This is a genomic window from Virgibacillus sp. L01, from assembly GCF_052246775.1.
Classification (GTDB): Bacteria; Bacillota; Bacilli; order Bacillales; family Amphibacillaceae; genus Lentibacillus.
This window is the reverse complement of record NZ_JBQQCP010000004.1, coordinates 105,842-118,386: the sequence shown is the minus strand read 5'-3', so window position 1 is coordinate 118,386 and position 12,545 is coordinate 105,842. Positions and strand designations below refer to the sequence as shown.

Below are 12,545 nucleotides of genomic sequence, written 5' to 3'. Positions count from 1 at the left end.
CATCAGGATCCAATATAACGATCATACCAGGTTCTTGCTTGAACAGGATCTTCAGTACCTTGTACGAGAACACGTCCATCCGTGAAAATGACAAGATTAATAGTTTCATTAATAGTTGCCTTTAATAAAAATGGTGTTCGCTGCACTGTTGCTACTTTAGCTAATTGCTTTTCGCAAAATTCCAAGTCCATTCCTGTTTTGTGATGGATTTGAACCGTATCACGTCCACATAATACAATTTCGCTATCTTGTGCTGTTCTTTGTAAAGCTGGATATTCATTCTTTTGGCATGTAGGGCAGTTTGGGTCTGGATTTGATAATTTGATATCATATTGCTGGTTAAACCATAGGTCAACTGTCTTTAGTGTATTTCGCAAATTACGCTTATTACCAGTTAAAAACTTTAGTGTTTCCGTAGTTTGTAAAGAAGAAATCACATCAACTGCTGGTGAAATCACACCGACTGTATCACATGTTTGTCCGCTTTCGGTTCCTTCGTTTGTAATACAACGCAAGCAAGGTGTCTCATTGGGAATAAAGAACGCAGTCATACCTCTAGAACTGACAACCCCACCATATGAGAATGGAATATTATGTTTAAAACACGCATCGTTTAATAGATAACGCGTAGAAAAATTATCTGTACCATCTAATACCACATCAATCCCTTTTATTAATTCGGTTATATTTTCATTTGTAGCGTTACCTACAATTGCTTCAACTGAGACAGTACTATTCATTTTTTCCAGTTTATTTTTTGCGGCAATAGCTTTTGGCATTGCCTTTTTAGCATCATCTTCATCAAACAGCATTTGTCGCTGCAAATTACTTAGTTCAACGTAGTCACGGTCTATCAGGCGCACTAGACCAACACCCGCTCTAACAAGATGATTACATATAACAGTACCCAGCGCACCAGCACCAACAACGAGGACGGTGCTGTTTGCCAATTTTTCCTGTCCTGCTTCTCGTATTGGGGTAAATAACATTTGCCGGGAATAGCGTGTCGAATATACCATTACATTATATCTCTCCTTATCGCAGAAATTCACTTTCTGTAATTATTTTATCTACCGGTATATCGAACGGTTCTGACGGTAATCCTTCTACTATTTGTGCATTGGAAGCCATGGATATTCTATTATTTGGAAAATCACTTAAAAACCGATCATAATACCCTCCGCCAAAGCCAATTCGAAAGCCGTTCCTATCGAATAACAATCCTGGTACGATGAGTAAGTTGATGATACCTTTGTCTATTCTTTGCGTTTCTTCAGGGATTGGCTCCAATAAATTATAATAAACCACTTCCAATTGTTCATATGTATTTATTCTATAAAAATCGAGCTTTCGTTCTTTTGGTCGACACTTTGGCACACATATAGCTTTACCTTCATCCCAGGCAGTTTCAATAATTGGCTTTGTATTCCACTCAAACCCATTCGAAATTGTTATACCGACAACTTCTGACTGCTTCCAAACATCCGATTCAACAACGTTTTGTTTCAGTTTCTCCTCGATATTCTTTCTCTCTGATTTAGAAATACTCTTTAACATGGAAATAGCATTCTTGCGTAATTCTGTTTTATCCATTTGCTCACCCCTATAAAAAGTATATACAATTGAAGATAAAAAATAAAACCCTTACCTTCTTTAATGGCAAGAGTTTTATTTCAATAAATAATTATTTTGTTTCACGATGCAATGTGTGTTTTTTTAGACGTGGGCTATATTTCATAAGCTCTAAACGTTCCGGGTTAGTACGCTTATTTTTAGTTGAAATGTAAGTGCGATCGCCTGTTTCAGTACATGCTAAAGTAATATTTACGCGCATAAATTTTCCCTCCAAACTATAAAGTCTTGCTTTGGCAGATAAGAAAGTATAAATTCCCTCTTACAGCATAAGTGCAACTAATGCTTGACGATAAGCCAAGCTTTCTAATAGGCATCTTTTAATATATTCAGACTTAATTATAATAGCAGATGTTAGAGAAACAATCAAGAATCTAGCTGTAAAATATTGATGATTTCTCTTTTTTAAATTATATGTTATAAATATAATTGTACATGAATGGAGGGAAGAAAAAAATGATGTATGCGATAATTACTATTATTGTCATCGCTGTGGTGTTACTTGTATTATCTTTTTTTATGAATGACAAGTTTGACGAACTGGAAAGTGAATTAGAACAGTTTTCAATTTCAACTATGCAGGATAATTACCAAATGAAAAAGAAAATAAAGATATTAGAAGAAGAACTGCTTACCGATGACTTTTCTAATGATAACGTACATAATTAATAGTAAACTTATAGAGAGATAGGGGAAAATTATGAAACAACCAATTAGATCATTCGCACTTGGTCTCTTATCAGCTGGTATCCTCTTACTTGTAATGTTTTATTTTACAAATGATCCCAAAAGTAACACTGAAAATATGTCAACTGATGACATGATTAAAAGTGTTGAGGCTGAAGGGTACCATGTTCTGACTGAGACTGAATATATTTCTGTTTCAGTAAAGTCAGACGAGAATAAAAAATCAACTGACGATTCTTCCCAGACAAAAGAAAACCAGAAGGATTCGGCTTCCGATGAAAGTCAGGAGACTGAAGCAGAAGAAAATACTAATAATGAAGAGGAAAACGACTCAACTACTGAAAAAAATAACAGTACAGTAACTTATACGCTAACAGTTGAATCAGGGATGGCACCTTCTACCATTAGCGGCATATTAGCTGAAAATAAAATTATCGAAAACCAGGACAAATTTACCCAATACATGGAAGAAGAAGGTTATACTACAAAAGTACAACTTGGTGATTTTGAATTAACAAGTACAATGAGCCATTACGAAATTGCTGAAGAACTAACTAATTAAATGGCTGGGACAAAACTAAAACTTTCCACTTTAAACACATAATAACAGGATAGTGTTTAGAACGTTCATTTTCATATTCAATGGTTGAATCTTATACGTAGTTTATATAAACTGCGAAGTAACTTCTTTGTAGTCTCTTGTCCCGGCGTCGTCCGGGACAACTACGGGCGGATGCTTTCCGCGGGCACGGCCTAAGCCTCCTCGAGAAAACCACTCTGCTGGGTCTTAGAACACGTGCTATTCCCGCTGGAGTCACCGCCCTCCGCTCACCCGGACTAGTGTAGAGGCTGCTGAGAAACATATTTTGGAAAATTTAATTCCCACTTTATATAGTGAATAACAGGTAAAATGATATGTTACTCTCCACTATAAGGTAAATATTGCATGAAAATTGGGAATTGATTTTTACTTGGCTAAAAAGATGGTAGTTTTTACTGGCACTAGTGTATGGTGTCACACAATTATTCTATAGCAATTCCTATACCAGTCAACAGCGGTGGAAATACACGTAGACTCCTGTGGGAGCAGTGGCCTAGATAAGACTACGCAGCGACGTAGGAGCAAGAAGGCTCATCAGCCGCCCTAGGTGCGCGAAGTGTATTTCCGGAGCGGTATAATAGCACTCAAACTTTTTAAAAAGTACTTCGCAGTTTATATGTGATCAGCAACATTAGAAAACTAGACATACGTTAAAGGGGTTCTTAAGAAAGCGTATTTTGCTTTCTTAAGAACCCCTTTAACTCTGGAGTGCAAGCCTTTTGATAAACGCGTAGTTGCACTTATACAGTAAGAAAGTAGTATCTTAACTACAAAATAAATCCGAACTAATTCGAATTCTATTTCAAGAATTTTGAATCATAGTTCGGATTTCACTTTGATAAAACTCCTTTGTTCCTCCCTAATCTATCACCTAGTTAAGTTTATATGATTCACCCTTTACCAGGAACAAAATACTTTCTCCAATATTGGTAATATGATCTGCAAATCTCTCAATATACCTTGCACTGAAAGCCATTTGCATAACAAATTGAATTTTTTCTGAATTTGTAGCTGTTTCGGTCAATAGTTCGTGAATAATTCGTTCGTACAATTTGTCAACTTGGTCATCCATCTCAGATAACTTACCAGCTATAGAAATATCTTCATACTGGAAAGCAAACATAGCAGTGTGAATCATTTCTACAGCCATATCACGCATCAGTTTTATTTCATGATGGATTGTCAAACGATGATTCTCTCCTAAATGGATTGTTGATTTCGCGATATTTTTAGCGTTATCTCCCATCCGTTCTAAATCAGTAGTAATCCTTAATGCAATTATTAAACGACGTAGATCAGTTGCTACTGGCTGTTGTTTTGCAATCAATAAAATCGTTTTATCGTTAATTGTATGCTCCTGTTTATCTATTTCTTTATCTCGGTCAATAATCTGATTTGCTAATTTAATATCCTGGTTATACAACGCATCTACAGCTTCACACAAAGCATTTTCAGTATTTTTTGCTAATGCCACAATTTCCTCTTTAATATTATTTAAGTCATTTTCAAATTGTTCTCTGGCAACCATAAAACTCCTCCTCTATAAATATTACCCGAAACGGCCGGTGATATAGTCCTCAGTACGCTTATCTTCAGGATTGGAGAAAAGTTCATCTGTGTTACTGTATTCTATTACTTCCCCATTTAGGAAAAAAGCAGTTTTATCCGATATCCTGGCTGCCTGTTGCATGTTATGCGTAACAATAACAATACTGTAATCTTTCTTTAACGTTTGTACCAGTTCCTCAATTTTAGCTGTTGATATCGGATCTAATGCAGACGTTGGCTCATCCATTAAAATAACATCCGGTTCAATTGCTAAACATCTGGCAATACAAAGTCTTTGCTGCTGACCACCAGACAAACCGAAAGCATTCTCCTGCAAGCGGTCTTTCACCTCATCCCATAGCGCTGCACCTTTAAGACTTTTTTCAACAATCTCATCAAGCACCTTTTTCTTTTTAATTCCATGAATTTTTGGTCCATATGCAACATTTTCATAAATAGATTTCGGAAAAGGATTTGGGTTTTGAAAAACCATACCAACATTTGTCCTTAATTCTTCAACTTTATACTTAGGACTGAAAATATTTTTTCCATTATAGTTAATACTTCCCGACATCTTTACGGATGGGACTAATTCCACCATACGATTTAGCGCCTTTATGAATGTCGATTTACCACATCCGGACGGCCCAATTATGGCTGTTACATTATTAGCCGGGATATCAAATTGAACATCATATAGTGCTTGGTCGTTTCCATACCACAGACTAAAGTCCTGAATGGAATAAATCGATTTTGAACCTTTACTATTTGGTTTAACCGTTGTATTCGAAACTGATACATGTTCGGTCTCAGCTGCACTATTCATCTTAAAAACCTCCTAAAATCGCTTTGAAAACTTATTTCGTATAATGACGGCAATCGAGTTCATAATTAGCAATATGACTAACAATACAATAATCCCTGTTGAAGCCACTAAGTGAAATTCCTCTTGTGGTCTTCCAGTCCAATTAAAGATTTGAATTGGTAAGACAGTAAAACCGCTCCAGACATCTTCCGGTAAATAAGCGATAAATGATAATGCACCTATCATTAGTAGTGGTGCCGTTTCCCCTATTGCTCGTGATAAAGCTAATATACCACCAGTAAGAATCCCTGGTATTGCTGCAGGTAACACAACACGACGAACAGTCTGCCATTTCGTAGCGCCCATCGCAAATGATGCCTCATATTGATCCTTTGGTATAGCCCTTATTGCTTCCTGAGAAGATACAACAATTATCGGCAGAATCAACAAACTCATTGTCAATCCTCCAGCCATAATACTTCTTCCCATTTCTAATAATCGTACAAAAACTGTAAGACCCAATAAACCAAATACGATAGATGGTACTCCGGCAAGATTCGAAATGTTCATTTGAATAAAGCGCGTAAATTTGTTCTTACTTGCATATTCCTCTAAATAAATAGCCGTTCCAACCCCTAATAAAAGAGAGACCGGTGCTGTGACAGCCATTAACCATAGTGAACCGACAATTGCTGCTTTGATACCAGCTTCTTCTGGAAATCTTGATGCAAAGTTTGTTAAAAAACCCCAATCTAAATGACCGATACCTTCTGTATAAACCCGGTATAACAATACTATTAAAACAACTATTCCAAAAGCAGTAGCCAAAAAGAATAACTGATTCATAAATTGGTTTTTAACTAATCGCTTACTCATTTTATTCTGAATAACCTGTTTATCGACCAAATTCATATTAGTATTCCTCCTTGAAACGACGGGAGATATATTGCGACAACAGATTCATTAATAACGTGAAAACAAACAACGTCATACCAACCGCATAAATACTGTAGTATGTGGTTGATCCATAAGATGCATCACCTAAACTTACCTGTACAATATAACCTGTCATGGTCTGGATAGACTCCGTAACATCTAATGAAAGCTTTGGTGTTGCTCCAGCTGCGACAGCTACAATCATCGTCTCGCCAATAGCGCGTGATATACCTAATACAAATGAAGCAATGATTCCAGATAAAGCAGCCGGAACTACTACCTTTAACGCGACTTCAAGTCTGGTAGAACCCATTGCTAGAGCCCCTTCCCTCATCTCATTCGGAACAGAACTCATTGCATCTTCAGATAATGATGCAATCATCGGAATAATCATAACCCCTACAACAATTCCGGGACTTAACGCATTAAAAATTGGCAGACTTTGAATTACGTTTTGCAGCATCGGTGTAACAAAAGTTAATGCAAAAAAACCATAAACAATTGTTGGAATCCCTGCCAATATTTCCAAAATAGGTTTGACGAATTTTCGTATATTTGGTGAAGCAAATTCACTTAGATAAATTGCCGAAGCAAGACCAATTGGAATCGCGACAGCCATTGCAATAACAGTGATTAATAGCGTTCCTGATATTAATGGAAGAATTCCAAAACTTGGATTTTCCCCAAATGGCCACCATTTCGTTCCTGTTATGAAGTCAATAAAAGATACACGATTAAAGAAAGTGATTGTTTCTACTAATAACGTGAGTGTGATGCCAATTGTAGTCAGTACAGATATTATTGCACACAGCAAGAAAATCGTTGGTGCCGCTTTTTCTGAAAAACGGAGCAAGATACGATTTGATTTTTTTTCTTTCATCATGTCTTTAACGTTGACTGCCATATTAATACTCCTCTGTAAAATCGTTTAGTTGCTGTCTGACAATAGCAATAACCTTGAGCTATTTTAACGCAGGAAAGTGAGGAGAAGCCTGTTCTGATTTAACTTCCCTCACACATTTTAATCCCGCATTATTTTATTGTGTGATTTATATTATTTACCTGCTAGTTCATTGACCTTTTGTAATGCTTCTTCATACTTACTTTCCGGTTTGGCAACATAACCTACAGCTTCTGCCATCTCACCAGCATTTTCGAGTGTATATTTGGTGAATTCATATACTGAATCATTTTGTAATGCTTCATTTTTAACATAGATAAACAGTGGTCTGGAAAACGGATTATATTCACCTGACTGAATTGTTTCCTGACTCGGTTTTACTGCTTCCCCTTCACTGTTTACAATTGGTACAACCTTCAAATTTTCTTTGTTCTCCGCGTAATATGCATAGCCGAAGTAACTAATACCATTTGGTGATCCAGCAACACCTTGAACAAGGACATTATCATCTTCTGATAGTGATACGTCCTGGCGAATTTGCGCATCGCCTAATACTACTTCACTGAAATAATCAAATGTACCAGAATCTGCTCCTGGGCTATAGAACTCAATATCTTCTTCAGGCCAGCCCTCTCGTACATCAGCCCAAGTCTTTACTCCACCATCTTCACTCCACATTTTAGTCAGTTCTTCAACTGTTAACTGATCTACCCAATCATTTTCTTTATTTACTACAATTGATAATCCATCAAGAGCTACCTCAAATTCCGTATACTCAATTCCATTTTCCTCAAGTAGTGCTTTTTCTTCTTCTTTAATAGGACGGGAAGCATTTGAAATATGCGTCTCACCTGCGATGAACTTTTCAAAACCGCCACCGCTTCCGGATACGCCTATATTGACTCTTGCATCCGGGTTCGCTGCCTGATACTCCTCAGCAACAGCTTCCATAATCGGGAAAACAGTTGACGACCCATCAACCATTATTTCTGTTGTGCTTTCTTCTCCGGCACCGTTATCTTCCGAATTCTCACTGCCTTCTGCATTACCGCACGCGGTTAACATCATTAACAGCAATGACATTCCCAATGTTAAAATTAGAAACCTTGATTTCATTTTAATCCCCCTATTTATGGTAGTTTGTTAGAAAAGGAACTTTCTATTTCCTCCCTACAATGCAATCATAAATCACTAGTATTAACTGCCTATTAATTAGTTGTAAAAATAATGTAAAGTTAGTAGATTAACTGAAATTAATTTTTAATTCATTATTACTATCGACACTGAACTACTAAAAGTGGCATCAAAAGAAATTTTATTAATGACACTTTTTCACACCGGTATACGAATATAATTATGAGAGATAATATAGTAAACTTAGCTTATTAATAAGTATCTAATATTAAATGTCTTAGTTACTCTTATGTATAACATTTTGTGTAAAAATACCTCCCTAACTTGATTACATATTCAATTTCATAATAAATGGTGGACGAACGGTTTATTCTTTAACATCTATAAAAGGTTAACGGAATCTAAGAATTTTTTTAGCGACACACACAGGAAGCGTTATTTTCTATAAATAAGTGACCTCTTGAACTTATCCAGTCACAGAAGCTCTTATTTGACTTTATCATGGCTAGTAAAGGGCATTATGCCAAATAAGGCCCCTGGTGTCCGCAAAACCTTAAATTGGTTATGTGTAAGCTCTAATTCGATCACAAATTTATTTTATTGATAGATTGTTGCTGCGCATTCGGCAGGCATGTTGGTTTCTTACTGAATCAGTTTCATAATTCAAAAATAAAGCTAAATCCAACATGTGCTAGATCTGTTAATTTTCACTGCAGGCGGAAGCTTTCCGTTTCAATCAACGATAGTAGTACTTTGAATTATCAATCTGAAATCATCATTAGTTCATATAATTTTTCGGGTAATTGATGATTAAAAGTATTATGATATTGACTCAACTGCAATAAAAAAGCCCAAACCTTCGTTAAGGTTTAGGCTTTTAATGGTATAGACTTATTCTTCTTTTTCCTCATCTTTCAAGCCAAAATACGTATCTAAAATCTGTTCGCCGATTAGCTTACTAGTCGGGTGGGCATTCGGGACACCTGCTTCTGGTACAATAACGGCAAATGCAACCTCTGGATTATCATACGGTGCATATCCAACAAGCGTATGGTTTTCTCCCTCTGCTGTTTTTTTGCCATCATCAAATTGATCTTTCTCAGCTGTCCCTGTTTTACCAGCAGCAGTATATTTTTTATCCGCAAAGTAACTTGCAGCTGTCCCACCAGATTGCTGGTATACCTGATAAAATCCTTTTTGTACACGCTCAATATAATTGTCATCCATTACAATTTTATTTAAAACATCTGTATTGTTACTTCGGTAGACCGGTCCTAACTTATCTTCATGAGGAACAGGCATCCTAATTTCCTTCATAAAATGCGGCCGTACACGATAGCCATCATTAGCAATTGTGGAAACGTATTGTGCTAGCTGCAATGTTGTATACGTATCGTACTGACCGATTGCAAAGTCCAATAGATTACCTGCCTGTGGTTCTGGACCCTCATAGCCAGTTGATTCATTCGGAAAATCAACTCCTGTTTTCACTCCAAGTCCAAACTGGCTAAAGTAGTTGCGCATCTCCTGAAATGCCGCTGGGTCGTAGTTCAGCTTATCATTTCGTTGATAATTAAAATCTCCACCCATTCGCATTGCTATATAAAACATATATACGTTGGAAGACCGTCTCAATGCATCAAGGTCATCAACTGACCTAAGGTTTTGGTACGAACTTTTTTCAGGCGTCCCTGCAATTTTGATTGGTGAATCGTAAAATGTCTTCCCTGGCTTTATAACGCCTGATTGATATCCGGATAGGACTGTGGCGCCTTTAACAGCAGACCCGGCTTCATGTCCGGCATATAATGCTTTCCATCCCGCATTTTCGAATTTATTCTTTTCCCGGTTATAATGTTGTCCGGCGACAGCCAGTAACTCTCCTGTTTGGGGGTTCATGACAACGGCAAGAGCATCCTTCATATAGCGATTTCTAGTAGGAGCCTTTTGAATAGCCGTTTTCAGTTCTTTACGCAATATCTTATTTACCTCTTTTTGTAGTTTCATGTCAATCGTTAGTACTAAGTCTTTACCACGCTGGCCTTCGACTACAACCTCCGAATCAATTACTTTTCCATTGCTATTAGTCGTATACTCAATTTTTTCCTTACGACCTCTTAAAATATCTTCATACTGTTGTTCCAGTCCACTTCTGCCTACTCGGTCATTCCTGCTGTAACCTCTTGTAAGGTAATACTCTTCTTTTTCAGCTAAAATACCTTGTGACTGAGATGTTATGTCACCTAAAAAGGTGCTAAAAGTTTCCCCATATGGTTTTTCGCGATTCCAATCGGTGGTAGCATTAACCCCAGGTAATACATCCAAATGTTCAGCTACACGAGCAAATTCTTTAGGTGTTACTTTTTCATTCTTAACAACTTGTGGTGTTAATGTCATCGCCTTATCCATTTCTTTTTTGATGGCCATTACCTCAAGCTGCTGGTTTGAGTAACCACTAATCTCTTCTTCCGTTATCCGGTCAAGCATCGTGTCATACTCTTCACCATTATCCATTTCCTCAATTTCTTTATCTGTAAGTCGAGATTTGGCCTCTTCTGTATTCTTCAAGTACCAGTATTCTTTTTTATTTCGTGTTGTAACACCATAATCTTTATCTTCTTGTGGATCCATCGAAATATATTTAGCCAACTTCTCGGCTACTTCCAGCCTATCTATCGCTTGAATTCCTTTTGCCGGTGTATAAGTAATCGAATATAAAGGATTATTATCAAGAATCAGGTTATAATTTCGATCAAACATTCTCCCCCGTGGTACTGGTTTTTGTGTATAGTTATTTTCAGTTTCATCGATTTCCGCCTGGAATTCTTCCCCATTCAATATCTGCACAACACCCAGCTGCAAAATCAAAACCGAAAACAATAAAAATACAATAAAGAATAGTATATTTAAACGAAAGGGAAGCTGAGACTTTCTCTTTTTCTTCTTTTTTTGAACCATGTTTCTCCCCCTCATAGATGAAGTTAGTTTCACCTATTATAGCATTTATCTCATTAAATTCTAACAGCTTTTAACGATTTTTTTCATCTGTTAATTGTTCTTTAATCATAACCTCTTTCTTACGCGGACTCCCCAAATATATATCTTTAACAAATACATAAATTAGTAAATGTCCCAGACCAAAAGCTGCTAATAGGATTGGAATTACTGTTTCAGCTTCAAATAATGTAATTGCTAATATAAAGGTGACGATAGCTGTTACTCTCCCGACATTGACAAACAGTTCTCGTACGACAATATATTCGACCCGAAATTCCTTTGCCTTCCATGCTTTACCAATAACATCATATGTCATGGACACATAAGGTACATTAATAATTGGATATGCAATACCTATGATTACGGCGTAAATGATAAGTTGGGTATAGCTAATGCTGAACAGAATAATGTAGATAGAAAAATAAAGAATTAACCCGCCAGTAAGTATTGCCTTTTTACGCATAGATTGTTTGATCCACTTTGTTACAATAAAGTAGAAAATAAAAGAAAGTCCGGATAGGAATAAATTAAACATACCTAAAGCAAATTCACTCTGTGTTGTAATGAATACCCAGATTGCAATAACAAACAGGAATATACCTTCCCGTAATCCCTGAAACACATGGGCATAAAGGATTCTCCTCCAATTATTATTGTGTCTTCTTTCAGCTAATACCCGTTTAAAGTGAAAAGCACCTTCAGCCTGACGACGTTTCAATATAAAACTGCATCCAACAGCACCTATAAACAAACAGAAGGAAATTGTAAAAATTGTAGTATACCCGATATTTGCTTCCATGTTTGCTATTATTGTTCCAGCTAATAATGGTCCAATCATCCCACTAAAAGATTGAAGAACACCTAAGAATCCATTGAAAAAATCCCTGGATTCGGGTTCCGTGATTTCAAATGTAAGTACATTAAACGCTAACCAGTAAAATCCAAAACCAATGCCCAATAAACCACCTAGCAAGAAGTTAAAGGTTGCAGCTTTTTCAGCAATAATTAATACACTCAAAAAAAATAGAGATAAAAATATTACCCCTAATCGCAGCACAATTATCCGGTCAACCTTTTTAGCTATTTTTCCTGCCAATATAAATGTAACTGGCTGAAATAAATAAATCCCTAAGTTATACATAGCAATTGTAATGTATTCACCGGATTGCTTCCATAAATATATGTTTACGAAAGTGTTAGAGAGAAATATCCCCAGTGAATAAAGTCCCCCTATAACCAGCAAAAAAACGAGATCTTTATTTATATCTACTTTTCCAGCTATATTTTGAAAGATTTTATGCATA

Annotated in this window: 12 protein-coding genes; 2 read left to right on the top strand and 10 right to left on the bottom strand. The window is 36.5% G+C overall.

What is annotated here, in order from left to right; genetic code table 11:
* Nucleotides 1-2: 2 nt before the first annotated feature.
* The 3 genes from ACTWQM_RS09345 to rpmG all read right to left on the bottom strand — a co-directional run bounded on the left by ACTWQM_RS09345 (nucleotide 3) and on the right by rpmG (nucleotide 1,834).
* A complete protein-coding gene (locus ACTWQM_RS09345; RefSeq protein ID WP_443257914.1) occupies nucleotides 3-1,019 on the bottom strand; it encodes a ThiF family adenylyltransferase in 1,017 nt (338 codons plus the stop codon).
* Between the two features lie 16 nt (nucleotides 1,020-1,035).
* Nucleotides 1,036-1,593 carry a 5-formyltetrahydrofolate cyclo-ligase gene (locus ACTWQM_RS09340; protein WP_443257913.1) on the bottom strand — a complete coding sequence of 186 codons (558 nt, stop codon included), beginning with the start codon at nucleotides 1,591-1,593 and terminating at the stop codon, nucleotides 1,036-1,038.
* Between the two features lie 91 nt (nucleotides 1,594-1,684).
* Nucleotides 1,685-1,834 (bottom strand): 50S ribosomal protein L33, encoded by a 150-nt coding sequence (gene rpmG, locus ACTWQM_RS09335; RefSeq protein WP_209482345.1) that lies wholly within the window; start codon nucleotides 1,832-1,834, stop codon nucleotides 1,685-1,687.
* A 254-nt stretch (nucleotides 1,835-2,088) separates the two neighbouring features.
* Between rpmG and ACTWQM_RS09330 the strand changes: the two genes are divergently transcribed.
* The gene (locus tag ACTWQM_RS09330; protein WP_443257912.1) at nucleotides 2,089-2,301 is read left to right on the top strand and encodes a hypothetical protein; all 213 of its coding nucleotides are present in this window, start codon (nucleotides 2,089-2,091) and stop codon (nucleotides 2,299-2,301) included.
* A 31-nt stretch (nucleotides 2,302-2,332) separates the two neighbouring features.
* Nucleotides 2,333-2,881, top strand: coding sequence for a hypothetical protein (locus ACTWQM_RS09325; RefSeq protein ID WP_443257911.1), 549 nt, complete (start codon nucleotides 2,333-2,335; stop codon nucleotides 2,879-2,881).
* A 910-nt stretch (nucleotides 2,882-3,791) separates the two neighbouring features.
* Here ACTWQM_RS09325 and phoU read toward each other — a convergent pair.
* The 7 genes from phoU to ACTWQM_RS09290 form a co-directional block, all read right to left on the bottom strand.
* Nucleotides 3,792-4,448, bottom strand: coding sequence for a phosphate signaling complex protein PhoU (gene phoU, locus ACTWQM_RS09320; RefSeq protein WP_443257910.1), 657 nt, complete (start codon nucleotides 4,446-4,448; stop codon nucleotides 3,792-3,794).
* Nucleotides 4,449-4,469: 21 nt separating this feature from the next.
* Nucleotides 4,470-5,294: a phosphate ABC transporter ATP-binding protein PstB gene (gene pstB, locus ACTWQM_RS09315; protein ID WP_443257909.1), complete on the bottom strand. Its 825-nt coding sequence runs from the start codon at nucleotides 5,292-5,294 to the stop codon at nucleotides 4,470-4,472.
* Nucleotides 5,295-5,306: 12 nt separating this feature from the next.
* Nucleotides 5,307-6,185 (bottom strand): phosphate ABC transporter permease PstA, encoded by an 879-nt coding sequence (pstA, locus tag ACTWQM_RS09310; protein WP_443257908.1) that lies wholly within the window; start codon nucleotides 6,183-6,185, stop codon nucleotides 5,307-5,309.
* Between the two features lies 1 nt (nucleotide 6,186).
* Nucleotides 6,187-7,113 (bottom strand): phosphate ABC transporter permease subunit PstC, encoded by a 927-nt coding sequence (gene pstC, locus ACTWQM_RS09305; RefSeq protein ID WP_443257907.1) that lies wholly within the window; start codon nucleotides 7,111-7,113, stop codon nucleotides 6,187-6,189.
* Between the two features lie 150 nt (nucleotides 7,114-7,263).
* Entirely contained in the window at nucleotides 7,264-8,226 is a 963-nt protein-coding gene (locus ACTWQM_RS09300) for a PstS family phosphate ABC transporter substrate-binding protein (protein ID WP_443257906.1), read from the bottom strand.
* A gap of 909 nt (nucleotides 8,227-9,135) precedes the next feature.
* Nucleotides 9,136-11,202, bottom strand: a complete 2,067-nt coding sequence (locus ACTWQM_RS09295; RefSeq protein WP_443257905.1) for a peptidoglycan D,D-transpeptidase FtsI family protein — start codon at nucleotides 11,200-11,202, stop codon at nucleotides 9,136-9,138.
* A 70-nt stretch (nucleotides 11,203-11,272) separates the two neighbouring features.
* Nucleotides 11,273-12,544, bottom strand: a complete 1,272-nt coding sequence (locus ACTWQM_RS09290; RefSeq protein ID WP_443257904.1) for an MFS transporter — start codon at nucleotides 12,542-12,544, stop codon at nucleotides 11,273-11,275.
* Between the last annotated feature and the right edge of the window lies 1 nt (nucleotide 12,545).